The 22,337-nt window shown below is 60.3% G+C and carries 23 protein-coding genes; 12 read left to right on the top strand and 11 right to left on the bottom strand.

Annotated elements, in window-relative coordinates; all coding sequences use genetic code 11:
• Window positions 1-6 precede the first annotated feature (6 nt).
• Entirely contained in the window at window positions 7-426 is a 420-nt protein-coding gene (locus tag JJE47_00405) for a hypothetical protein (GenBank protein ID MBK5265870.1), read from the top strand.
• Window positions 423-1,337 (top strand): alpha/beta hydrolase, encoded by a 915-nt coding sequence (locus JJE47_00400; GenBank protein MBK5265869.1) that lies wholly within the window; start codon window positions 423-425, stop codon window positions 1,335-1,337. Before JJE47_00405 ends, JJE47_00400 begins: the two co-directional genes overlap by 4 nt.
• Here the strand turns inward: JJE47_00400 and JJE47_00395 are convergent.
• A complete protein-coding gene (locus JJE47_00395; GenBank protein MBK5265868.1) occupies window positions 1,323-1,832 on the bottom strand; it encodes a DUF1684 domain-containing protein in 510 nt (169 codons plus the stop codon). The two genes, JJE47_00400 and JJE47_00395, sit on opposite strands and share 15 nt — an antisense overlap.
• Before the next feature lie 110 nt (window positions 1,833-1,942).
• Here JJE47_00395 and JJE47_00390 point away from each other — a divergent pair, with 110 nt between their 5' ends.
• The 5 genes from JJE47_00390 to JJE47_00370 all read left to right on the top strand — a co-directional run bounded on the left by JJE47_00390 (window position 1,943) and on the right by JJE47_00370 (window position 6,670).
• Entirely contained in the window at window positions 1,943-3,340 is a 1,398-nt protein-coding gene (locus JJE47_00390) for a hypothetical protein (GenBank protein MBK5265867.1), read from the top strand.
• A 9-nt stretch (window positions 3,341-3,349) separates the two neighbouring features.
• Complete coding sequence (locus JJE47_00385) at window positions 3,350-3,823, top strand: hypothetical protein (GenBank protein ID MBK5265866.1); 474 nt, start codon at window positions 3,350-3,352, stop codon at window positions 3,821-3,823.
• A complete protein-coding gene (locus JJE47_00380; GenBank protein MBK5265865.1) occupies window positions 3,820-5,172 on the top strand; it encodes a hypothetical protein in 1,353 nt (450 codons plus the stop codon). Before JJE47_00385 ends, JJE47_00380 begins: the two co-directional genes overlap by 4 nt.
• Window positions 5,173-5,249: 77 nt before the next feature.
• Window positions 5,250-5,438 (top strand): hypothetical protein, encoded by a 189-nt coding sequence (locus tag JJE47_00375; GenBank protein MBK5265864.1) that lies wholly within the window; start codon window positions 5,250-5,252, stop codon window positions 5,436-5,438.
• 47 nt (window positions 5,439-5,485) lie between these two features.
• Window positions 5,486-6,670, top strand: a complete 1,185-nt coding sequence (locus JJE47_00370; protein ID MBK5265863.1) for a hypothetical protein — start codon at window positions 5,486-5,488, stop codon at window positions 6,668-6,670.
• Between the two features lie 59 nt (window positions 6,671-6,729).
• On the opposite strand, the gene JJE47_00365 is transcribed toward JJE47_00370, so the two are convergent.
• From JJE47_00365 to JJE47_00340, 6 genes are all read right to left on the bottom strand, one after another.
• Window positions 6,730-7,548 carry a cytochrome c oxidase assembly protein gene (locus JJE47_00365; protein ID MBK5265862.1) on the bottom strand — a complete coding sequence of 273 codons (819 nt, stop codon included), beginning with the start codon at window positions 7,546-7,548 and terminating at the stop codon, window positions 6,730-6,732.
• Window positions 7,548-7,862: a cytochrome C oxidase subunit IV family protein gene (locus tag JJE47_00360; protein ID MBK5265861.1), complete on the bottom strand. Its 315-nt coding sequence runs from the start codon at window positions 7,860-7,862 to the stop codon at window positions 7,548-7,550. The genes JJE47_00365 and JJE47_00360 overlap by 1 nt, the downstream gene beginning before the upstream one ends.
• A gap of 7 nt (window positions 7,863-7,869) precedes the next feature.
• Window positions 7,870-8,496, bottom strand: a complete 627-nt coding sequence (locus tag JJE47_00355; protein ID MBK5265860.1) for a heme-copper oxidase subunit III — start codon at window positions 8,494-8,496, stop codon at window positions 7,870-7,872.
• Window positions 8,496-10,508 carry a cytochrome c oxidase subunit I gene (gene ctaD / locus JJE47_00350; protein ID MBK5265859.1) on the bottom strand — a complete coding sequence of 671 codons (2,013 nt, stop codon included), beginning with the start codon at window positions 10,506-10,508 and terminating at the stop codon, window positions 8,496-8,498. Before ctaD ends, JJE47_00355 begins: the two co-directional genes overlap by 1 nt.
• Window positions 10,508-11,458, bottom strand: coding sequence for a cytochrome c oxidase subunit II (coxB, locus tag JJE47_00345; protein ID MBK5265858.1), 951 nt, complete (start codon window positions 11,456-11,458; stop codon window positions 10,508-10,510). The genes ctaD and coxB overlap by 1 nt, the downstream gene beginning before the upstream one ends.
• 189 nt (window positions 11,459-11,647) lie before the next feature.
• Window positions 11,648-11,893 (bottom strand): NrdH-redoxin, encoded by a 246-nt coding sequence (locus JJE47_00340; protein MBK5265857.1) that lies wholly within the window; start codon window positions 11,891-11,893, stop codon window positions 11,648-11,650.
• Window positions 11,894-11,975: 82 nt separating this feature from the next.
• On the opposite strand from JJE47_00340, the gene JJE47_00335 reads away from it, so the two are divergent.
• On the top strand, window positions 11,976-12,869 hold the full coding sequence (locus JJE47_00335) for a protoheme IX farnesyltransferase (protein ID MBK5265856.1): 894 nt from the start codon (window positions 11,976-11,978) through the stop codon (window positions 12,867-12,869).
• Here the strand turns inward: JJE47_00335 and JJE47_00330 are convergent.
• Window positions 12,814-13,263 (bottom strand): hypothetical protein, encoded by a 450-nt coding sequence (locus JJE47_00330; GenBank protein MBK5265855.1) that lies wholly within the window; start codon window positions 13,261-13,263, stop codon window positions 12,814-12,816. The genes JJE47_00335 and JJE47_00330 overlap by 56 nt on opposite strands.
• Window positions 13,264-13,371: 108 nt before the next feature.
• Here JJE47_00330 and JJE47_00325 point away from each other — a divergent pair, with 108 nt between their 5' ends.
• The 4 genes from JJE47_00325 to JJE47_00310 all read left to right on the top strand — a co-directional run bounded on the left by JJE47_00325 (window position 13,372) and on the right by JJE47_00310 (window position 17,772).
• Window positions 13,372-14,307 (top strand): prolipoprotein diacylglyceryl transferase, encoded by a 936-nt coding sequence (locus JJE47_00325; protein ID MBK5265854.1) that lies wholly within the window; start codon window positions 13,372-13,374, stop codon window positions 14,305-14,307.
• A 136-nt stretch (window positions 14,308-14,443) separates the two neighbouring features.
• A complete protein-coding gene (gene aroF, locus JJE47_00320; protein ID MBK5265853.1) occupies window positions 14,444-15,484 on the top strand; it encodes a 3-deoxy-7-phosphoheptulonate synthase in 1,041 nt (346 codons plus the stop codon).
• Window positions 15,485-15,767: 283 nt separating this feature from the next.
• Entirely contained in the window at window positions 15,768-16,808 is a 1,041-nt protein-coding gene (locus JJE47_00315; protein ID MBK5265852.1) for a calcium/sodium antiporter, read from the top strand.
• 46 nt (window positions 16,809-16,854) lie between these two features.
• Window positions 16,855-17,772, top strand: a complete 918-nt coding sequence (locus JJE47_00310) for a universal stress protein (GenBank protein ID MBK5265851.1) — start codon at window positions 16,855-16,857, stop codon at window positions 17,770-17,772.
• A 172-nt stretch (window positions 17,773-17,944) separates the two neighbouring features.
• On the opposite strand, the gene JJE47_00305 is transcribed toward JJE47_00310, so the two are convergent.
• The 3 genes from JJE47_00305 to gnd all read right to left on the bottom strand — a co-directional run.
• Complete coding sequence (locus JJE47_00305; GenBank protein ID MBK5265850.1) at window positions 17,945-18,727, bottom strand: LLM class F420-dependent oxidoreductase; 783 nt, start codon at window positions 18,725-18,727, stop codon at window positions 17,945-17,947.
• Window positions 18,728-18,780: 53 nt separating this feature from the next.
• Window positions 18,781-21,336 (bottom strand): M1 family metallopeptidase, encoded by a 2,556-nt coding sequence (locus tag JJE47_00300; GenBank protein ID MBK5265849.1) that lies wholly within the window; start codon window positions 21,334-21,336, stop codon window positions 18,781-18,783.
• 71 nt (window positions 21,337-21,407) lie between these two features.
• The coding region (gene gnd / locus JJE47_00295; protein ID MBK5265848.1) for a decarboxylating NADP(+)-dependent phosphogluconate dehydrogenase at window positions 21,408-22,337 on the bottom strand (930 nt) is incomplete at its 5' end.

The raw sequence follows: 22,337 nt of genomic DNA, 5'->3' as shown, positions 1-22,337 counted from the left end.
CGCGCCATGTCTACGTACCGTATTGAGTCGATTGCTCAGGCGCTGTCGATCGGCCAGATTCAGCGCCATATTTTCCTGTGCGCCGATCAGTCGACGGCCAAGTGTGCCCCGGTCGAGCAGACGAACGAAGTCTGGCGGCACCTCAAGACGCGGCTCAAACAAACCGGTGCAACGAGCGCCCCACCGGTCTGGCAAGCCCAGCTTTCAATGCCGCCCACCCCACCCACGCCGGGCGACGGGTCCATCCTGCGCAACAAGGTCGATTGTCTCAGAATCTGTGAAATGGGACCGATCGCCGTCGTCTACCCGGAAGGCGTGTGGTACCACTCGGTGACTGTCGAGGTCCTGGATCGGATCATCGACGAGCATTTGATCGGTGGCAGCCCGGTGGACGAGTTCATCTTCGCCAGGGACGACCTGACGTGAATCTGCTCAAGAAGATTTTTATCGCCTTGATTCTGTGGCGCCTGTTCGGGCCGGAGATTCGACCGTCATTTGCGCCAAATCAGACTCATCCCATGGAGATACCCGGCCGGACGGTCTTTGTCAACGGGCGAGAAGTGTTCATCCGGGAGGCCGGCCCGGTTGACGGGTTACCGATCGTGCTCGTGCATGGGTGGGGGGATCCCTCGAACGTCATTTATGCCAGGATCATGCCGGCTCTGGCCGAGGAGTTCCGGGTCATCGCAGTCGACAACCGCGACGCCGGCAAGTCGGATGCGGTCCGGAGTCGTTATGAAATCGCCGATGCGGCCGACGATCTGGCCGGCGTCCTCGACGCCCTTGATCTAACCGGGTGTGCGGTCTTCGGGTACTCGATGGGTGGCATGATCGTTCAGGAACTTGCTCACCGCAGGCCTGATCTCGTCGGCAAGATCGGGTTGGGAGGAACGGCCGCCCACGTCTCGATAGGGGGGACGGCGGGAGCCATGCTCGCCTCGATCGCCTTCTACCTTGCTCGAGGCATCGAACGCTTCACCCGGTCCGAGGTGTCGTTCGTTCGCACTAAGTACCTCGAGCGAGTCGGTGCGATCTCGGCGAACGAAGCGCAACATTTCTGGTTGCAGTCCATTGGCCGGGACCCGGAATCGTATTGGGCTGCCGGTTTCGCGGCTTCGGGCTTCGATTCACGCTATTGGGTGTCATCCATCACCGTCCCGGCATTGGTGATCGTGAACACCGCAGACCAACTGGTGCCGGCCGCCGCGCAAGATGACCTTGGCAAGCGACTAGCCGGGGCGGTCGTCGTCGAATTGGTTGGGGCTCGTCATGAGGCGCCTCTCACCCACCACGCCGAGATGGTCGCAGCAATTTCGAACTGGTTAGCCGGCGACTGACCCGTAGGAACGTTCACCCGCCTCGATTGGTACGGTCAGCCAGTTTTCGGTCGGTGGGAGTGGACAGGAATAGGCGTCCGAGTACGCGCAATACGGGTTGTAAGCGAGGTTGAAGTCCACCGAGACCTGGCCGTTTTCGGCTGACTCGATGTCGAGATACCGTCCAGCCCCGTAGGTGGTCTTGCCCGAGGTGCCGTCCCGGAACGGGAGGAAGTAGCCGTCGTCGCCAATGTGGTTCAAGAGGGTGAGTTGGGATTCCGATCCATCCACAAGGAACCTCACCACTCCGGCTCTTTGATAGGTCCTGTTGTGCCCGTCGCTTGTGCCGATCGTCACCTCACCACCGTCAGACGGTTCCAGGTCGAGTACGAAGCGGAGCCGGTCAGACTCCGGGTAGTAGGCGAGGCCCTGGAAACCCTCAAAGTCCTCGATCGGTGAGTTCGGGCTCGCAAAGAACTCGTTTTTGGCTGAGCGGAAGTCATCAAGCTGAGTCATGGATATACAAACCTATCAGGCAGCGCTTAACTTCCCGCGGTCACCCTTCCGGTCCCACGGTTGATGGTTTAAGTTGCGTTACGACAGAACGACAGGCGAAAGCGGGATCCGTGTACAGGTTCGACCACGATGAGTTGTTTGCCCTGGCTGGATGGCTCAATGCCGTTTCAGCCGAGCTCGACGCAACTCGCCAAGCGACGGAAGCGGTGTTGGCGATGGCCGGGAGACAATCGAGTGCGGCTGCGGCACTCGGCGCGGTAGTCATCGAGTGCGAGTCGCGGTCCGGGGATCTTTTGCGCAGAGCGCTCTTTCTAGCTGATGTTGGGAGCGGCCGATGGGATGAAGCGTGGCGGCAACGCTGGGCACTATCAACGCTCTGGTGGGACATTCAAACCTTCGACGGGTCGGACAATGACCCCCAACTCGACGCCATGTTGCAGAGGGCGGTTGCCAGCGAGACGGCCCTCGTAGCCGCGCTGGAGGGGTTGACGCCGTCACAGGTGGCAGCTTTGATGGCTGGTCTCCCCATTGAGGTTGGGCGGCGCCTGGCGTCAAGAACCCCGGCGGTCGTGGCGGCCACGGATGGGATGCCACTGGTATGGCGGGAACTTGCCACGAGGCGCCTGATGGTTACCGAAGCTGAGCGTTTGCGCTCATCACTGGCTCTTCGTCCGATTCGACTCGATGAGCCGTCCGATCGTCATGAACGCGAAGCGATGCAAACGCGCCTAGCCCTCCTCGACGACTGGATTTCCTCCGACCGCGTATTCGTCTGGTTCGATCCAGCCGACGATGGGCAGCTTATTGAAGTCGTCGGTGACCTAGCTTCTGCCAAAGCGGTCGCGGTGTTCGTTCCAGGGATAAGCAGTGAACTCGATTCCTTTGAAATGGTGGCGTCGCAAGCCCGCTCTCTGGTTGCCACCGCCGAAACGATGAATGAAGAAATTGCCGTCGTCGCCTGGCTTGGCTACGACGCTCCAGCCGGGATTGGCTTCAACCTGGAAGCGGCCACGACCGACAAGGCGGTCGCCGGTGCGCCGGGCCTGGCCGATTTTGTCGATGGGCTGGCCGCGCAGCGTCCCGATATTCCGCTTTCAGTCGTGGCGCATTCCTATGGATCCGTCGTGGCAGGATGGGCGGCCGCCTACGATCACTTGCATGCCGACCGACTCATCATCATCGGTAGTCCCAATCTGGTAGCGGCCGACGTCGGGGCGCTCAACCTGCCCGGCACGGCCGGTGTTTTCGTAGGGGAGGCGCCGCACGACCCGGTCGTCGCACTCGGAGACCTTACCGATGGTTGGCGGGATGACTGGTCGGGCCTCGGACACGGATATGACCCTGGCGACTGTGACTGGTCGGCCACCGTCTTTGAGGTGGAGGACGTCGGCGTCATTGATGCCCATACGACGTATACGTCGGGCCAGTCGGCCGAAACCATCGTCAGGATCATGGTGGGAACGCGGATCGAAGACCGATGCGACCGACCGGTTGCTGAGTTGTTCTAGCATCGTCGGATGCGTTTGTTGATTGGGCTTGTTGCGATGTCGTTGGCCGTAGGTGGGTGTTCTACCGGTGGGTCTGGTTCCACGATCACCACGTCTCCACCCTCGACCCGAGCGAGTACCCCCTCGACCTCTGGCGCTGGGACGACCACTTCCAACCCGTCATCAACGACGTTGACCACGCCGACCACAACTTCGGTGACCCCCACGACCCTGGTCGACGATTCTGTCGAGATCCTCGTGACCGTGGCAGGAGGGCAGCTCACATCTGAGCGCCGGGCTGAGGTGAAACTCGGTGATAACGTCAAAATTGTCATCCGGTCGGACACCGCCGACGAACTGCATCTGCACGGATACGACCTCACCGTCGATGTCGCAGCCGGTCAGGATGCCGAACTGGCTCTTGTGGCTGAGATTCCGGGGATTTTCGAGGTCGAACTCGAGGGCCTTCGGTTGCAGGTTCTCGAACTCGTCGTAAATCAATGAAACAGTGGAGCCGCTTGGGGACCGGGTTGGCGGTCGTGGTCTATGGAGTGGTTGGCAATCCGGCCGTGGCGTTGGCTCACGGAGTGGGTGGGCGCCAGGACTTGCCGATTCCCCTTTCAACCTCGAGTACGGTGGCCGTAGCGGTCATTGTTTTGTCGTTCGTGCTGCTCGGTTCCCTGTGGCCGACCGCCCGACTCCAGGACGGTCCTCGACAGCGCAGGATCAAGGCGACCTGGTTCAAATGGCTGGTAGCCGTCGGCCAGGTTCTTGGCTTCGTCTTTCTTGGCACTGTCATTGCCGGTGGCTTTATCGGCCAACCGCGGGCCTCGTTCTCACTGTCGCCCTACGTTGTCTACATTTTTCTCTTCTTGATCATTCCTTTTGGTGGAGCGGTCCTGGGAAACATCTACTCTCAGACCAATCCCTGGCGGATTTTTACCCGATTTCTCGGATTCCCTGCACGTCCGGTTCCTCCCAGAGTCGGTATCTGGCCGGCCGTGGCCGCCTTCTTCACATTCACCTGGTTTGAGCTGGCATCGGTGACCGGCGCCGAACCGCGCACGCTGTCGCTCTACGCCATTGCCTATACGGGCTGGCTGGTGGTCTGGACGGTTCGATTCGGCGGCGATAACGCGATGCTGGCGGCTGATGGATTCAGCACCTACAACCGGTTGATTTCGGCCATCGCCCCAATCGGCCGGGCCGCCGACGGCATCGGATGGGTGTGGCGAGGATGGTTCAGGGCGTTGCCGGTGCTTCCGCGCTGGGCCGGCCTGACCCCGTTTGTGTTGGTCATGATCGGAACGGTCACATTCGACGGCCTGTCGGGTACCCAACGTTGGCTTGGCTGGTTCGGAGAGGTCGAGTCGTACGTCTGGTTCAAAACGCTGGCGATGGTTGCCATCGTGGTCGGGCTCGGTTTGGCGTATTACGGGGCTTCCTGGGGGGCGGTCAAGCTCGGGGGGACGGATCGCTCGGCCCGGGAGGTAGCCGATTCATTCGCTCACACTCTGGTTCCGATCGGTCTCGCCTATGCGTTTGCCCACTACTTCACCCTCGTCCTCTTTGAAGGCCAGAAACTTCTGTCAACGGTGAGTGACCCGTTCGACCTGGGTTGGAACCTGTTCGGAACTGCCCAATGGAAGATCGTCTACTGGTTCCCGACCGATGGAATCTGGTGGGTGCAACTCGGAGCAATCGTGGCCGGGCACGTGGCGGGGGTCGTACTGGCCCACGATCGAGCTCTCGCAGAGTTTGGTGGCGCCAAAGCCGTTCGTTCCCAATGGGCCATGCTTGGCTTGATGGTGCTGCTCACCCTTCTCGGCCTGTTCATTCTCGCCGAGGGCTAGACCTTCGAGTATTCCGCCTAGATGGAACAAGCCGAACGGCCTAGCATGCAGATCCGACGACCGGTGGCGGTGACCCGATGTATCTTGGACATGGAACTGGCGTAGACGATATTGCCGTCATGGTTGGGGTCATCATCCTCGGATTGTTGCTGTTACGCCGGAGCGAACGATCGGTGCGTACCCGCGCCGAAGCGTCAGAAGTCGAGGCTGCCAAAGACGAGAACGGTCTCGCCCAGCAACAAGATCAGGACGGTTTTTCCAACTAGAGGCGCTTGCTTCGCCCTCGGCCGTTTTGCCATCTACTATGGCGGCTATGAGCGACGTTTCTCAATCCATCGCCCAGTCGATGAAGGTACCCGAAGAGTTGGTGATGCGGTCGGCGCGGGCTCGTGCCGAAGCCTCAGGCAGTAGCGTGGACGATGTCTTGTCTGCCTGGTCCGGGGGTGGGTCGGTGAGTCCGGCGACCCCTGCTGCCGCCGCCGCGACAAGTGCACCTGCAGAAGTGGTGGCGGAAGCTCCGGCTGCCGTCCCGATCGCCGAGGCCCCGGAACGCGCGGTTGCTCAAACTGCCGCCCCGATGGCAGTAGCGGTTCTGGAGGAACCAGAAGAGCCGATCGTAGCCCCGCCGATTCGTGACCGTCTGGCGTTCGGGGCCAAGCTCGGAGCCATGGCAGGGCTCATGTTCGGAATCTTTGCGGCCGTCGTCAGTACCCGGTTTGCTCTGACCAGAATCGCTCCCGCCTTCGACGGCGAGGCGCTCAGGGCCAGCAGTCTGGCTGCCCCTGCCGACGTCGTTCTCTACGTCACGATCTTGACCACGCTGTTTGGAGGGCTGCTCGCCGGAGCCGCTTCGGCTATTCCGGCTTGGTTCGACAGAGACTTTTCCATCCGGTCGCGGCGCGGGAGCCTGACGGTGGTCGGAGCTGCCGTGGGAGCGGTCGCCGGGCTGGTGGGCTCCGGCGTGCTGATTGGGGCCGGATCTACGATCGAGCCGGTTCTCCCCGAAGATCCGGTAATGGTTGCGATGTCGCCGGTGGCCTCTTCACTGCTCCTGGTGGTGATCATGATCATTGTCGGAGTCGCCGTGGCGGCCGCTGTGCAAATGATGGCGTCGCCAGCTGGACTGACCGAGGATGAGGAAGCCGAATCAGATGTCATCAAACACCGGCTGGCCACCTCGTACCTTATGCCGGTATTGGTGATTCTGGCGATCGCCTCGTTTGTTCTGCCGTTCGCGTGGTTACTTCTTACGTTCCATGCGTCTGCGCCGCTCATCGCCATCGTGGCAGCCGGAGGTGTCCTCACGTTCGCCGGCCTGGCGGCTTCGAAACCCAATGGCACCATCAGCGCGGGAGAGTTTGCGGTGGCGGCGGTCGGGATCGGTGTTGTGTTGCTCTTCGTTGCCCTGGTTACGAACGCCGTCTCGGGTGGGGATAGCGAGCACTCGGAGACCGACCAACCAGCTGGAGACAACGCCGTTGTTCAGGTGTGGATATAAAGCGGTCCCGGCGTTCCGAATCCAGAGTTTGATTGGCTCTTAGCCCACCCGGCAGTTCCCTAGACGGTCTCGCGTAGGTTCCGCTCGATGGCATCCCACTTGCGTTCTTGCCGGTACCAGCGAAACCAGATAACGGTGATGATCGCCCACAAGAGGAATCCACCGCCGAGTTTCATGATGACCCCTGCGATCGCCTGATCCATCATTGGACTCCAGCCCCACAGCTTGGGCGCCTCTGCGTAATGCGGGTACATCGGGGTATTGCCAAAAATCAGAAAGGCCGCCGGAATGGTGGGGACCAGGGACTGGGCGAAGAGATACATCATGGCGCCCGGCGGCTTCAGTCGCGGAACCTGAGGGTGGGGGGACAGCACCGGCATCCACATCAGAACCGCCGACGTGAACAGGGTGGCATGGACGGCAAAGTGTAACCACGGAATCGTCACCATCAACTCGATGATTTGTGGCCAGTGCAGGCCTGCCAGTGTGAAGTTGAAGAAGGCGAAGGCGACTACCGGGTGGCTGGCGGCTTTGAGAAGACGGACTTGTTTTGGTTTTTCGACCAGGAATGAGGCCATCCATCTTGGCACGCCCAGGAGTAGGAGCGGGGCGCCTACGAGGGCAATAACCAGGTGTTCGATCATGTGAAAGGTGAACAGCGACTGCTCACCAATATCATGGATCGGCCAGCTTGACACGAGAAACATGACCACCAACCCACCGTAGAACTGAGCTTGTTGGCGCCTGGTGGCGCCAACCGTTCCAGCCGGAAGGACCTTGCGGGCGATGCGGGTACTGAGATAGCGGTAGGCGACCACCAGGCCGCCCATCGTCAGAGCGACGTCGTAATGAGGGTGAAATCCGAGGATTTCGTTCATCAGGTCAGGACGATGGCGCCGAGAGCTGACAGGACTGCCACATACAAAACGATGGCGGCGACGAAACCGGTGGTGAAGAACTTCGATACCAACGATTTTTCGAACCGCAGATGCATGAACCAGCCGACCACGATCACAAACTTCATGACGGCCAACAGAATGAGCAGCGGCGCAGAAATGGACGTTGTGAAGGCATCGATGCTCTGTTCCAGGTAGTACAGCGATACCTCAATGGCGGTCAGAAAGGCCAGCAGAATGGCGATCTGAGCGTATTGGCGGGGAGTCGGATGGGCGAGTGCGTGTTCTTCTGCCATGGCTTCCTCAGGGGATCAGGTAGACGATGGTGAAAATGACGATCCAGATGATGTCAACGAAGTGCCAGTACAAGCCAACTAGTTCGACGTTCAGGCCTTGCACCTCGGTAAGGCCGCCCTGTCGCTTGGAAATACCGTACAGCGACAGCAACATGAGAATTCCGAAGAACACGTGGGCCCCGTGGAACCCGGTCAACATGAAGAAGGCCGATGCCGCCGGGTTCGATGAGATTGTCATCCCCTGTTGAACGAACTCGGTGAACTCGAAAACTTGGCCGCCGATGAACACGGATCCGAGCATGCCGGTGGCGGCCAACCAGACCCTGGTCCGGTTCTGGTCTCCCGACACCAGGGCGTCGTGAGCGAGAACCATCGTCAGTGATGACATGAGAAGAACAAATGATGAAACCGACGTAAACGGGATGTCGTACAAGCCCCTTGGCAGGAGGACACTCTGGCCGGTGGGCATGAAGGCGCTGTAATCGCGTCCCTTGAACAACATGTAGTTGGAGATGAGCGCTCCAAAGAACATGAACTCCGACGACAGGAAGACCCACATACCGAGTTTGCGGTTGTCGATGCCGGTGCCCTCGTGGACATCGTGGTGGCCGTCAGCGTGCGCGACGTCAGACATCAGCTGTCCTCCCCATCGGTACCGGGATGTTCGTGGTCGGGTTCGTCGGAGTGGTGGTCGGCATGAGGTTCCTCAAGCGGCTCGACACCCCATCCGATGAACGACCCGACAATGGTGACCGCTCCGAGGATTAGCAACGGAATACCCCAGGCGGTGTTGTCGTATATGAGTCCGTAGCCGACCATTGGCATGCCAACTCCCACCAAGAACGGGTAGTACGAAGGGTTGGGGAGGTGAATGGGTTCTGGTGGATTGAGTCCGACTTCCTCGTATTCGGCGAGCAAGGCAGTGGCCTCCGGGCGTCGAACCGGTCGACCGTCCGCATCTTCGGAATACTTCTTGTGCCAGAAGTCATCGAGTGACGTTATGACCGGGTTGACCGCAAAGTTGTACTCGGGGGTCGGAGACGGCAGGGTCCACTCAAGCGTTCTGGCATCCCAAGGATCGAATGGTGCGATCGGTCCGTTGCGCTTTGACCAGGTCCAGTTGATCATGAAGATGAGCACCCCGAGGGCGATGATGAACGCTCCGATCGTGACCACCATATTCCACGGTCCCAGGCCGGTTTCCTCCGCGTAGACCCAGGTGCGGCGGACCATGCCGTTGAGCCCGAGCCAGTGCATCGGCCCGAATGTCAGGTTGAACCCGACAAAGAAGACCCAGAAGTGGAGCTTGCCGAGTGTCTCTGAGTACATTCGACCGGTCAGCTTCGGGAACCAGTAATACAGCCCCGAGAACAGGCCGAAGATGGCGCCCCCGAACAGGACGTAGTGGAAGTGGGCGACGATGTAGTAGGTGTCGGTCTGCTGCCAGTCGGCCGGCACGATCGAGTGGGTTACGCCGGAGAGCCCGCCGATGACGAACATGCCGACGAAGCCGAGCGAGAACAGCATGGGGGTATTCAGCTTGATCTTGCCGCCCCAGATCGTTCCGATCCAGTTGAAGATCTTGATGCCGGTCGGGATGGCAATCGCCATCGTTGACAAGCCGAACGCCGCCTGGGTAATCGGCGTGACGCCGGAGGCAAACATGTGATGGGCCCACACGCCGAATCCCATAAATCCGATAGCCGCACCGGCAAACACGACCGCCGGATAGCCGAAGAGCGGTTTGCGCGAGAACGTCGGGAGCACTTCGGACACGATGCCCATAGCCGGAAGGACCAAGATATAGACCTCGGGGTGACCGAACAACCAGAAGAAGTGCTGCCAGAGAATCGGATCGCCGCCCATCGACGGATCAAAGAACAGGGTTCCTACGTTGCGGTCGAAGGTGATCATGAAGAGCGCCACCGCGATGATCGGTAGCGAGAACAGGAGGAGGAAGGCGACGACCGTCGTCATCCAGACGAAGACTGGCATGCGGAGCAGTTTCATACCCTTGGCCCGCATGTTGAACACGGTCACGATGAAGTTGATCGACGAAATGAGTGATGCCAGGCCGAGAATCTGAAGCCCGATCGACCAGTAATCCATGACGGTCCCGGTGGAGAAACGAAGGCCGGAGTTCGGAGCGTATCCGAACCATCCGCCGTTCGGGCCCGAACCCAATCGGGACGCCACTTCTGCGAGGTTGCCGCCTTCCGGGGGGCCGGTCGTACCGAAGACAAACGAGCTGTAGAGGAAGATCCCGCCGAATACGAAGATCCAGTATGAGACCGCGTTCATCCGGGGGAAGGCGACATCCCGGGCGCCGATCATGAGCGGCAGCAGATAGTTGAAAAAGGCTGCCGACACTGGCATGACGAACAGAAAGATCATCGTGGTGCCATGCATCGTGAACATGGCGTTGTACTCCGAAGCCGACAGGAACACGTTGTCGGGCTGCGAGAGCTGGATCCGTAGGAGCAGCGCTTCCAGGCCGCCGAGGATGAAGAAAGTGAAGGCGGTGTAGCCGTACATGATCCCGATCTTCTTGTGATCGGCGGTCGTGATCCAACCCCAGAAACCGGTGTTGGAGTCCGGGCGGCGGAAGATGGTGCGGGCGCCTGAACGCGAAGCGGTCGTTGCCATCAGTCAAGGCTCCTCAGGTAGGCAGCTAACGCCTCGATCTCCTGTTGGGTGAGATCGATATTCGGCATGAAAGAACCGGGCTTGATGAGGGGCGGATTGTCGATCCAGCTTTCGATCGCCCCCGGATCGTCATGGTTGAGGGTTGCACCAGCGAAGACATCGCGACTCGAAAAATGCGTGAGATCCGGGCCGTAGATACTTCCGGTCGCCAGGGCGGGATTACTGGCCGTTACTCCGGAAATGTTGTGGCAACTGACGCACTGGCCGCCCAGGAATAGATTCATACCCTCCTGTTCGATCGTTCCGTCGGCCGGCATCGAGGCCGGCCGTTGCTGGGAGGTGAGCCAATCTGCGTAGTCGTCAGGGTTCATCGCGATCACCCTGGCGCGCATCTTGGCGTGCGATAAGCCGCAAAACTCCGCACATTGACCCCAGTATTCACCTGGTTCGTCGGCTCTGAGCAGTAGCACGGTGGCCTGACCCGGCACGAGGTAACGCTTGCCGTTCAGCTTGGGCACCCAATAATTGTGGATGACATCGTCCGACGACATGTCGAGGCAGATCTCGGTGTCAGTGGGCATGACGAGCACATTGGCCGTCGAGAAGCCATCGTCGGGATAGTTGTATTCGAACCACCACTGGTGTCCCGTGACCTCGATGTGGAGTGCATCATCGGCACACGAGGTGTATTTGAAGATCCGGTCGACGGTGGGAACGGCAATCGAGGCGAGGATGAGGACCGGAATGACCGTCCAGATGACTTCAAAGCGGGCATTACCCTCGACCTGCTTGGGTTCAGGGGTTCTGTCGCCCCGGTCACGGAACCGGATGGTGGCGTAGAGGAGTGCACCGGTGACCAGCACGAAAATGACGGTGGCGATGTTCAAAGTAAGTCGGAACAGGCCGTCGATATCCGTGGCGATCGGCCCCTGGGGGTCAAGCGAATCCATCGGCCCGCCACTGGCGCAGGCGGTAAACGAGGATGACGCCAGCGCGATACCTATCCAACTGCGGCGTGTCACAGTGCCAGGACCTCTCCATGTACGAACGTTTGCGGACCGAGGCTAGTCGCTCGGAACGCGGCGTATGTTACGAGTTGAACTGAGATCGGACAATTCCCTGAAAGTGGATTATTTCGATCACCGCACCGAGTCGATAATCAATTGTGGTGGGGGATTGACATGAGCCACACCGCCGATGACGACGGTTGGAACCGTCTCGTTGCCGTTGGCGACTGATCGTACAAACGCGGCGGCTTCAGGGTCATCCCAAATGTTCACCTCGTCATAGGTCACTCCGGCCCGATCGAGGCTGGAGATCAAATTCGAACAGAAAGGGCATCCGGGGCGTAGGTACACGACCGGGTTGTCAGATTGGGCTGGCATTCGTGTCCTCCCGGCTCGGAACCGGGTGGCCCGGACCGTTGTTCCTCGGGGTATCCTACGACCAACCACTGAGGACCTCACCATCACTGCGTTAGCCGAACAAGTCTCCAAACCCGGTTGGGCCGGCACCCTGGGAGCCTACGTTGCTCTCACCAAGCCACGCATCATCGAACTGCTCCTCATTACGACAATTCCGCCGATGGTCCTGGCCAACAACGGCTGGCCCGGCTGGGTCCTGGTTGTGACCACGCTCGTCGGTGGGACGTTGTCCGCCGGAGGCGCCAACGTTCTCAATAACTATGTCGATAGTGATATCGACCTGGTTATGGACCGGACCAAAGGCCGACCGCTGCCCAAGGCCCAGGTTCCCGCCGAGCACGCTCTCCGTTTTGGCGTGCTACTCGGGGCGGCCGGGTTCCTCTGGCTGTGGGCGTTTACCAATCTCCTGGCTGCGTCGATCTCAACTGCCGCTCTGTTGTTCTATGTCTTCGTCTACACGAAGTACCTGAAGCGGAATTCGCGCCAGAACATCGTCATCGGGGGAGCGGCCGGTGCCGCCCCGGTTCTCGTGGGCTGGGCCGCCGTGACCGGCCGCCTCGACCTCGCCGCGTGGGTCATGTTCGCCATCGTCTTCTACTGGACCCCACCGCATTTTTGGGCCCTGGCCATCCGATACAAAGATGACTATGCCCGGGCGGGAGTACCCATGCTTCCGGTGGTAGCCAGCGAACGCCACACGTCACTCCAGATTCTTTGGTACACCGCCATGTTGGTGCTCGTATCTCTCAGCCTGGTTTTCGTTACGAGCCTGTCGTGGATCTATCTGCTGAGTGCGCTCGTCTTCGGCGCCTGGATGATGCGAGATGCGGTCCGCCTCTACAAGGATCCGACGACGGCCATGGCCCTGTTCAGGACGTCAATTATCTACTTGGCTCTTGTGTTCGACGCGATCTGGGTTGACGTAGTCGTTCGGTAGAACGGGGCCGGCCGGCCGCCCACACCGCCCAGGTGGCCAGTGCCACCGAGGTCACCGCCAGCGCCACGTGGACGGCCTTGAAGGCAGCCGTTGCGTCGCCGGTCACGACCCGGGCGGCCGACGGGAGCCAGACAGCCAGGTTGAATATCAAGTTGGCGAAGCTGGCGGGCTCGCTCCAGCCGCTCGGCGACTCGGTCCGCCACATGAGGAGGCCTAGAAAGACGAGCGTGATCCCGAAGGCGATCGACCCGCCGATCCTGAACCAGCTCCCAGGGTCCACCCGTTCGGCGCCGGTCAGCAGGCCAATCCTGCCGCCCCAGACAATGAGCGTCCATCCTCCGGAAAGCCAGAAGATGCTGAGGGTTTGTTGGTGAGGCGAAAGTTTGGCAAGCAAGGCAGGTCCACTTATTGGAGGCGTGAAGCCTATCGAAGGACCTGACGAACACCAATCCGGAAAACTGGTTTCGGAAAGTAACCGAGGCGGGGCCGGTATCCTGACAGGATGCTTGCTGAATTCACCTACCGGCCGATCCCACTGTTTGATGTGGGTCCGCTCACCTTATCCCTGCACGGGGTGTTCGCGGCCCTCGGGTTTCTGGCCGGTTCATGGTTGGCCGTCGAGCTGGCAGCGCGGCGCGGTTACGACCGGGAAGCGTATCTTTCGATGTTCAACTGGGCGCTCGTCGGGGCGATCCTTGGCGCCCGATATTTCACCGTCGGGGCCCAGATTTCCGAAGGGGCCTCCTTCTTCCAGATCATCTCACCGCTCGGCAACTTTTCAATTCTTGGTGGAATGCTTGGCGGGATCCTGGCAGCCGCCGTCCGGGCACGGCGCCTCAATCAGCCGTGGTGGGCCCTGGTCGACACGGCCTCTTTTGGATTGGCTGTCGGTACGATCGTCGGCCGGATTGGCGACTTAGCCATCGCTGAGCACCTGGGTGCCGCCACCGATTTCTTCCTCGGTTATGCGGTCAAATCCGGCTACGACCTTGCCCCGCAACATACCGCCCTCGAATGTGGCACCCTCGGCAAAGTCGTCCCTGAGATCACCTGCGGCGTATATCACCCAACCTGGCTGTACGACATGTTGGGGGCGATTCTTCTTCTCGGAGTCCTGGCCTGGGTCAACCGGGTTTGGAAGCGTCGCCATTACGGTCAAATGTTTTCGCTGTGGGTGATTTGGTACGGAGCCCAGAGATTCCTCATCGATTTCACCCGCCAGGTTCCCGTTGAACAGGGCCTTGACGCATCCCGGGCGGCCGATGCCGTACTCGGCCCGTTCACCTGGTCACAGTGGTCCGCCCTGGTCATGGTCGTCCTGGGGGTCTGGCTCATTCGGTTTCAGGCACGGCGACAGCCGTTTGTTTCTCCAGAGAACGATGTTGTCCTGGCGGCGGCGGCCGGCCACCCATTGCATGACGACGCACCGGTGGTGTAGCGTCTCACCATGAACAAATTCCCTGTTTCATTCCGGTCTGTGCGATCTTTATGGGGATCCGGTAGTTGATCGAAACGAGATGAATCATCGGCCCGGAGTCCACGACGCTCCGGGTTCATTTGTGTAAGGACCCTGTATGGGACGCAAAATCGACCGCATATCTGAGGAAAACACCGTGGTCGCGGTGGGTCCCGTCATGTTCGGTTCAGATCACTTTCCGGTAATCGCCGGACCATGTGCGGTGGAATCGCAGGCTCAGATCAATGCCGTGGCCGAAGCCGTATCTCAGGCGGGGGCAAGTGCGCTGCGCGCCGCCGTGGTCCCAACGGGAGCGTCAGCCTATGCGTTTGGAGGTCGCGGGTCGGAAGGGGTCGCCTGGCTGGTTGAGGCCGGCCGCCGATCCGGGTTACCGGTCATCACGCAGGTGAACGAACCGCAGCATGTCGAAGATTGGTCGCACCTGGTCGACATGATCGAGATCGGCTCGTCCAATATGCAGAACTTCGAACTGCTCCGGATTGTTGGCCAGTCGAAGGTGCCGGTACTGCTCAAGCGAGCCAGTTCGGCGACCATTGACGAATGGCTGTGGGCGGCCGAATACGTACTGGCCGAAGGCAATGATCAGGTCGTTCTCGTGGAGCGGGGGATCCGCACGTTCGGGGAGTCACCCACTCTCGATCTCACCTCGGTAGCGATTGTGAAGGAGCGCTCTCACCTCCCCGTCCTTGCTCTGCCGTCTCATGCCGTGGCTTCGCGGACTCTGGTCGGCAAGTTGACGCTGGCCGCTCACGGCGTCGGAGCGGATGGTGTGATCGTTGAAGTCCATCCCGATCCAGATTCGGCGTTGGCCAATCCGGAGAACCAGATCGGGTTTGTCGAATTCGCCGAACTCATGCACGAATTGGGGGTTACCCGTCTCCGGACCGGAATCGACGCCATCGACTACGAACTGGTTGATCTACTCGCTCGTCGCCAACGGTTGGCTTTGAAGATTGGTCAGGCCAAAGCGGAAAGGGGTGCGCCGGTACGTTCGCCTGATCGTGAAGCCGAACTAATCGAGCGGGTCAGAACCCAGGCTGCCGAACTCGGATATGCCGAGGACATCGTCGAGGAAATATATGGCCTCATCCTTGAAGCGTCCCGGCGTGCCCAGGAACAGCTTCGGGAGCAGACCTAGATACGCAACTAAGGTCGGTCGCTTAGACCGGGTTCTGTGTCTTCTGTTTTAGTCGTTCGAATGGAGTCTGGACATCTAAGGCACCGTGGGGTCAATCAAAATTGTAGAATTTTCCCACGCTTGCAGCTTGTCGTTGAACCGTTCAGGATGACGCGGACTCGGACGCGTCCGCGATTGGAGCTGGTTGACTGGCCGGTGATTTGTCGGCGGAGGCTTGGAGGGGGCTCCGTGGGTTTACCATTTCGAGCCGCTGGTACTGCCGTCTGTGAATAGGAGTGACCTGGTGGGTTGGTTGATAGACGAGTCAGTGCTTCAGGACTTGGTGGCTGGATTGTCCGTCCCGGTGCTGCTCGCCATCGTCGTCGTATCGATTGCGCTGCTTGCCAAGGGTGCGGATTGGATGATCGACGGTGTAGTCGACCTTGCACAGCGGACTGGTCTGCCCAAGATGGTGATCGGGGCCACGGTGGTGGCGCTCGGGACGACCATACCCGAGGCCTTTGTCTCTGTCATGGCCGCCTTCCTGGGCAATCCGGGGTTGGCGCTCGGAAACGGCGTTGGTTCGATCATCGCCGACACCGGCTTGATCTTCGGTCTGACGTGCATCCTCGTCGCCGTGCCGGTCAACCGATTCATCCTCAATCGGACCGGTTGGGTGCAGGTCGGTTCGGCCGCCTTGCTGGTAGTCGTATCGGTGGCGGCATGGTTCGCGTCCGACGGCGAGCCGACGCTCGGCCGATGGATAGGGGTGTCTCTTCTGGTGCTGCTAGCCGGATACCTCTATGTCACCTACCGCTGGGCCAGGAAGAGTGGCGACGAGGCGTCGAATGACGGGGTCGTGGTCGAGGAGCCGATGAGCATCGGTCGATCCTGGCTCCTGATGATCGGCGGCCTTACCTTTGTCATCGGCGGCGCCAGAGTATTGGTGCCTGCCGCCTCCGAGATCGCACAGCGGGTCGGGGTTCCTGAGGATGTGATCGCAGCCACGCTCGTAGCATTTGGCACATCGCTTCCCGAGCTGATGACGGCGATCGCCGCCATTCGCAAGGGCCACCCGGAGATCACGGTGGGCAACATCGTTGGTGCTGATGTTCTCAACGTGCTGTTCGTCATCGGTGCCGCGGCAACCGCTGCGCCGCTGGCGATTCCGGATAACTTCTATTCATTCCACTTCCCGGCCATGATGATCATACTGATCTCGTTCCGGGTGTTCATCAGCATGAACCGCGATCACTTCCGGCGATGGCAGGGCGCGTGGTTGCTCGGGGTATACGGGGTGTATGTGCTCCTCCAGTATGTCTTGAACGTTGGACTGGTAGATTGAAGGTGCAGGACACCCTTCAGATCGAGTCGAGGGGCGGGAGCAGAAGATGAACGTCCTCATCGCAACCGACGGATCAGAGAGCGCCGCGGCCGCAGTCGACTTCGTTGCTAGATTCCCGCTCCCTGCCGAAACCAACCTCACTCTGTTGAGCGTCGTCGCGCAGACCGAACATCGCGCCGGAGTGCTCGACGGCCGCCACCAAGAAGCGCTCGATGCGACTCATAACATCGCGCTCACTGAAGCCGAGGACATGATCGCCGTCCAGGCTCTGGTCCTTCGCGATACAGGCCGACCGGTTTCCACTCAGGTGCGCACCGGCCACCCCGCAGAGGAGATCGTGATGGCAGCGGAGGAGACAGGGGCCGACATTATCGTCGTCGGGTCCCATGGTCTCACCGGCGTCAAGCGGTTCTTGATCGGGAGCGTCTCCAGCCAGGTGCTCCAATCGGCGGATTGTTCCGTGCTGATCGTCAAAAAGTCTGAAGATGTGCGAGAGGAAGAGCACGAGGCACCCCCGCAGGGGCGCCGATGGCGGTTGGTGGTGGCATACGACGATTCCATCCCGGCTCGAAAGGCCGTTGAGTTCTGCGTCTCGCTGCCTCTCGGCGACTCCGCCGAAGTCGAGATTCTCACCGTGCTGCCCGTAGTGACCATGTTCCGTCAGGACATCCGGCAAGAACTGGACGCAATCTGGCGCCAGACAACGGAGACGGACAAGGCCGCGCTCGCCGATGCCGCGGCTCAGATCGGTCGCGTCGCGCCGAACGTTCGCACAACATTGGTGGAGAGCGGTGACGTGGGCGATACGATCGTCAATGCCGCAGACCGGCTCGACGCCGATCTGATCATCATGGGAAACAAGGGCAAAGGAGCCATCGAGCGGTTCCTGCTCGGTTCGGTGACCCAGCGAGTGGCCTATCACACGGACCGGTCGGTGCTGGTGATCCGCGCCTCGCTCACCTAGGGCGCCGGGGACACCGGTTCCGCCAGGGCTCCGATCGGAAGTTACGCCCCATGGCCTTGCAGGGCGGGCTGCCGAGGCTGCGAATCGGTCGGCTGCCAGGGTCAACACACCAGGCCGACGACGACGAGAGAACCGCGGAGAGCACTGAGTGGGAGCCTGCGGAGCAGGCCGGCTAGCGCTTGGAGTCGCGCCAGGCGAGCCACTCGGCAAGACCTGGCATATCGAGTCTTGTGCCGTCGAACCCGAGGGTGAATTCCGTGACGCCCGCCTCAACGAGGGCATCAGCCTGATCGATGTTTTCGGGCTTGACCATTCCCCATCCGGTTGACTTGCGAATCTCATCAGGGTTCCGGCCGATCTTCTTGCACCATTCCTCCAGCACCGAGATCTTGTGGGTGATGGTTTCAAGATCCCCGAAGCCATGCCATACGTCGGCGTGTTCAGCGACAATTCGAAGGGTGACCTTTTCGCCGCCTCCACCGATGAGGATCGGAATGTGACGGGTCGGAGGAGGGTTGAGCTTTGTCCACCGTTCGCGGATGATCGGCAGATCACGATCAAGATTGCGGAGCCGCTCGGGTGCCGTACCGAACTCGTATCCGAACTCGTCGTAGTCGCGTTCAAACCAACCTGATCCGATGCCGAAGATCAATCGACCATTGGAGGCGTGATCGACGGTTCTCGCCATGTCGGCAAGGAGATTGGGATTGCGATATGAGTTGCAGGTGACCAGGGCGCCGATCTCGATCTTGCTCGTGACTTCTGCCCATGAGCCGAGCATCGTCCAGCACTCGAAGTGCATACCGTCGGGTTCCCCGAACAGCGGGTAGAAATGGTCCCAGTTGTAGGCGACGTCCACTCCCATCTCGTCTGCCATGATCACGGCGTCCCGGAGTGCGGCGTATTCGGCATGTTGAGGTTGCAGCTGAACGGCGATGCGGATGGGGTGGCTCATGTGAATCCTTTTAGGGCGAACGCCTAGGAACCTATCAGGGTTGTCGGCCTATGTCAGACCGAGAGCGCTGCTCCGATTCGGCCCGCTTCGCGTGAGCGAAGCGCCACGTGGACCTCAAGGATCTCCAGCATCTGCGCCAGCGTTTTTGTCGAGCGAACTTCGGTTTCGGCGAAGAACGCCGCAACATCGGCCGCGACTTCCGGTTGAGACAATGATGGGATGCCATCGAATAGGTGGCGCACGGTTACCTGAGGGTAGGAATCGATGATGTCATCCCAGCGGGTTCGCACGAGTTTCCAAATGGCCGGCCCCGACGCTCTGTTGCTCAGCATGCGGGCGACCACCCAGGCGGCGTCCTGGCCGCGGACGGTTCCATCGAACGTCCACTCGAAGACCTGTGCCACGAATCGTTCGTCGTCGAATGCCCCCATGGCCTGAAGGTATCGCTGGCGCAGCTGAGGGGTCGGTGCATCGTCATAGGCAGCCCGCAGGCGAGCAAAGTCTTCATCACTGCCATGGGCGGCCACCACAAAAAGTGACGCCTGGCCTACGACCGGATCGACGGAACCGGGATCATCCAGCAGGGCCATTGCAAACGGGTGGGCGTTGGCGATGGTTTCCGGGTCGTTGCCGAGGGTTCCCATGGCCCGGATCAGGTCGCCTCGCAGCAGGTTATCGAGGTCGCTCTCGCCAGGGATCGGTTCCCATCCGATTTCGTGAGCCCGCTTACCGATGATTGACCGCACCCGCCGCTCAAAGTTGGGGAGTTGGGCATCCGGAATGATGTGCATGATTTCTTTGAGGCCACCAAGGAGCAACTGCCAAATGGCCTGTTGAGACTCATTTTTGAATCCATCACACAGATCGAGATAGGCCGAGGCATGACTCAGGCCTGCCACCACTGTCGCCCGTACGTCGTCGAGCAAGGTCAGACGTTCGAGAGGTTCCATGGTCTCAATCTCGCCCAGGAGCGATCTCAGTTCGGCATCGGGATAATTGACCCGATAAAACCCATGACCGCCGCCATTGGCAAGCACCCAGTCGACGGGAGCAGAGAATTCGACGCTGGCCGTGTCGGAGTCAAAGAGGTACTTCTGCGTGACAATTTCTCCTTTGACCGATGCCTTGATCTGCATGGGTACTTCCCAGATCGACATGTCCGTCTCGTCAGCCCGGAGCAGCATGCGGCGTTGATTGAGCTTGACGGTGTTGCCGCTGATCTTGATTTCGATGAGGGGGTGGCCAGGTTGCAGGATCCAGGTGTTCATGATGTCGCCCACCGGCATGCCTGATGCCCGGTCGAGTGCTGCCCACAAATCGTTGGTGACGGTGTTTCCGAACGAGTGGGTACGCAAATAGTCTGCGACGCCCAGTCGGAAGTGGTCGCCGCCGAGAAACTGCTCGATCATTCTGAGTACGGCAGAGCCCTTTCCGTAGGTGAGAGCATCGAACATTTCGTTGGCTTCATCGGGTGACCCAACTGGATACTCGACGGCCCGACTTTCGGCGAGGGCGTCAATGGTCAGCGCGTCTGACCGTTCGGCACCGGGATCGGCCGCGAAAGCCAGCCACCGCTCCCAGTCGGGGTGCATTGCTTCGGTTGCCTTCATCTCCATGAGTGAGGCGAACGCTTCGTTGAGCCAGATGCCCTCCCACCAACGCATGGTGACCAGGTCTCCGAACCACATGTGGGCAAGTTCGTGGGCAATCACATCGACCACCCGACGCTGCTCAGCCAGCGACGTTGTATCGCGATCGAGGAGTAGAGCCGTTTCGCGGTAAATGATGGCGCCGAGATTTTCCATGGCTCCGAACGCGAAATCCGGGACGGCGATGAAGTCGACCTTGTCCCCGGGGTATGGAATACCGTAATAATCGCTCAGCCAGCGGAGACAGAATGCGCCAGCCTCCAGGGCGAAGTCCGTGAGATGACCCTTGCCGATTGGGGCGATCACCCGGAATGGCACGCCATCGACATCGATGGGGTCGGTCGCCTCAAGCGGGCCGACTACCACGGCTACCAGGTAGGTGGACATGATCATCGTATCGGCAAAGGACACTCGGGTGGTCCCGTCGCCGTTGTCCGTCCGGCTCGTTTCCAGACTATTGGAAACCGCAAAAAGGTGAGACGGGACGTTGAGGGTGATGGCGAAGACCGCCTTAAGGTCGGGTTCGTCCCAACAGGGAAAGGCCCGCCGGGCATCGGTCGCCTCGAACTGGGTGGTGGCAATGGTCTGATCATTCCCGTGAACATCGGTGAAACTGGACCGGTAGAAGCCACGCAGTTGGTCGTTGAGAGTGCCGCTGAACTCAAGATCCAGCGCCCACCTGCCGGGTGGCAGTGTGGCTGAGGTGGTCAGTGTCAACCGCTCGCTCTCGTCGTCCATGACAACGTGGGCGGCCACGGAGGTGCCCGACCCATTGTCGAACGTGGCCGACTTGACGTTCAACTCCGCGGCGTTGAGAGTCACCGTCGAGGTTGCTTCATGAACCTTGACCGAAATGGTGACTGTTCCTGTGAACGTGTGGTTATCGAGGTCAGGAGTGAGGGTCAGGTCGTATCGCGTCGGCGTCACGTGACGGGGCAGGCGATATGGATTGTCAGACACAGATGGAGCTCCTGAGGGGCTGAGTGCCGGGCAATGCTAAGACCCGGATTGATCGTTGCAAAACTGCCCGGTCAGGCGTCGTAGGATCCAGCAGTGACATCTCCGCCTTCGCCGGTCCAGTTGGTGTGGAACCATGTTCCGCGCGGCTGATCGGTTCGCTCGTAGGTATGGGCCCCGAAATAATCGCGTTGGGCTTGAATGAGGTTCGCCGGCAGTCGTGCGGACCGGTACGAGTCATAAAAAGCGAGCGCCGTCGAATAGGCCGGAACCGGGATTCCCCAGCGGACCGCCATGGCGACCACTTCGCGCCACTGGGCCTGAGTGACGTCGATTGCGGCTTGAAAGAACGGGGCGACCAATAGCGAGGCGAGGTCCGGAGTTACCCTGAATGCCTCGGTGATGTCGTCAAGGAATGCTGCTCTGATGATGCAGCCTTCTCTCCATAAGCCGGCGATGCGGCCGTAGTCGAGGTCCCAGTGGTGTTCTTCGGCCGCTGACTTGAGCAGCATGAACCCTTGCGCGTACGAGACGATCTTGGATGCGTACAAGGCGGCGCCGATGGCATCGGCGAAGTCGTCCGGGGCTTCGCTTGGGTCGGGGGTCGGACCGGTCAAGACTTGCGAGGCAGCCACTCGTTCATCTTTGAGAGCAGACACGATTCGGGCGAAAACAGCTTCAGCCACGAGCGTGACCGGCATCCCAAGGTCCAAGGCCGATATCGCCGTCCACTTGCCGGTTCCTTTTTGGCCGGCTGCGTCGACGATCCGCTCGACCAGCGGGTGACCGTCTGCATCGCGGGTGGCGAGGATCTCTGCGGTGATGTCGATGAGGAACGAGTCAAGTCTGCCGGTGGACCACCGGGCAAATACGGCAGCCATGGCATCGTGATCCATCCCCAGACCGACGCTCAGAAGGTGGTAAGCCTCGGCAATGACCTGCATATCGCCATACTCGATGCCGTTGTGGACCATTTTGACGTAGTGACCGGCGCCGTCTGACCC

The sequence above is a fragment of the Acidimicrobiia bacterium genome (assembly GCA_016650365.1).
Taxonomy (GTDB): Bacteria; Actinomycetota; Acidimicrobiia; order Spongiisociales; family JAENVV01; genus JAENVV01.
The sequence above is the reverse complement of the archived record's forward strand: the minus strand, read 5'-3'. Positions and strand labels throughout refer to the sequence as shown.

Excerpts from the sequence above, each read along its gene's own strand:
- ctaD (MBK5265859.1), bottom strand. The coding sequence starts at position 10,508 with ATGGCAACGACCGCTTCGCGTTCAGGCGCCCGCACCATCTTCCGCCGC.
- JJE47_00395 (MBK5265868.1), bottom strand. The coding sequence starts at position 1,832 with ATGACTCAGCTTGATGACTTCCGCTCAGCCAAAAACGAGTTCTTTGCG.
- JJE47_00370 (MBK5265863.1), top strand. The coding sequence starts at position 5,486 with ATGAGCGACGTTTCTCAATCCATCGCCCAGTCGATGAAGGTACCCGAA.
- JJE47_00405 (MBK5265870.1), top strand. The coding sequence starts at position 7 with ATGTCTACGTACCGTATTGAGTCGATTGCTCAGGCGCTGTCGATCGGC.
- JJE47_00305 (MBK5265850.1), bottom strand. The coding sequence starts at position 18,727 with ATGAGCCACCCCATCCGCATCGCCGTTCAGCTGCAACCTCAACATGCC.
- JJE47_00325 (MBK5265854.1), top strand. The coding sequence starts at position 13,372 with ATGCTTGCTGAATTCACCTACCGGCCGATCCCACTGTTTGATGTGGGT.
- JJE47_00355 (MBK5265860.1), bottom strand. The coding sequence starts at position 8,496 with ATGTCTGACGTCGCGCACGCTGACGGCCACCACGATGTCCACGAGGGC.
- JJE47_00375 (MBK5265864.1), top strand. The coding sequence starts at position 5,250 with ATGTATCTTGGACATGGAACTGGCGTAGACGATATTGCCGTCATGGTT.
- aroF (MBK5265853.1), top strand. The coding sequence starts at position 14,444 with ATGGGACGCAAAATCGACCGCATATCTGAGGAAAACACCGTGGTCGCG.
- JJE47_00385 (MBK5265866.1), top strand. The coding sequence starts at position 3,350 with ATGCGTTTGTTGATTGGGCTTGTTGCGATGTCGTTGGCCGTAGGTGGG.
- JJE47_00365 (MBK5265862.1), bottom strand. The coding sequence starts at position 7,548 with ATGAACGAAATCCTCGGATTTCACCCTCATTACGACGTCGCTCTGACG.
- JJE47_00380 (MBK5265865.1), top strand. The coding sequence starts at position 3,820 with ATGAAACAGTGGAGCCGCTTGGGGACCGGGTTGGCGGTCGTGGTCTAT.
- JJE47_00360 (MBK5265861.1), bottom strand. The coding sequence starts at position 7,862 with ATGGCAGAAGAACACGCACTCGCCCATCCGACTCCCCGCCAATACGCT.
- JJE47_00310 (MBK5265851.1), top strand. The coding sequence starts at position 16,855 with ATGAACGTCCTCATCGCAACCGACGGATCAGAGAGCGCCGCGGCCGCA.
- coxB (MBK5265858.1), bottom strand. The coding sequence starts at position 11,458 with ATGGATTCGCTTGACCCCCAGGGGCCGATCGCCACGGATATCGACGGC.
- JJE47_00340 (MBK5265857.1), bottom strand. The coding sequence starts at position 11,893 with ATGCCAGCCCAATCTGACAACCCGGTCGTGTACCTACGCCCCGGATGC.